The 428-nt window shown below is 43.9% G+C and carries 1 tRNA gene; it reads right to left on the reverse strand.

Annotated features, from left to right (window positions below):
* Window positions 1–170: 170 nt before the first annotated feature.
* A tRNA-Ile gene (locus I8J31_RS20760) sits at window positions 171–247 on the reverse strand.
* Between the last annotated feature and the right edge of the window lie 181 nt (window positions 248–428).

Here is a 428-nt window from a genome sequence, read left to right on the forward strand (position 1 = left end):
CGTGCAAAGCAGGCGCTCTCCCAGCTGAGCTATAGCCCCATTTTTTAGTCTTTCTAACCGACTCTAATGATTTCACATTAAAGTATTCTCCAAAACTTCAAGAACAAGGCTTTTCAGTTTGACGTTTAGCCTGCTAAACGAGAACTTAAATAACGCCGTTATTGAGATTTTGGTGGGTCTGGGCCGATTTGAACGGCCGACCTCACCCTTATCAGGGGTGCGCTCTAACCAACTGAGCTACAGACCCAACTAATCAAACTTCTCACTCTGTCAGCTACCAACCTCACCCTACTCTCTACCTTAGTAAAGGGGTGCGCTCTAACCAACTGAGCCAAAATCTAATTTGTGCTAAATCAAATCGATTCAGACTACGACACTCTAAACTACAGACATCAGATAATTTGTGTGAACGCTCACCAAAGACTTTC

Origin of the sequence: Marinomonas transparens, from assembly GCF_016463975.1 — a bacterium.
Lineage (GTDB): Bacteria > Pseudomonadota > Gammaproteobacteria > Pseudomonadales > Marinomonadaceae > Marinomonas > Marinomonas transparens.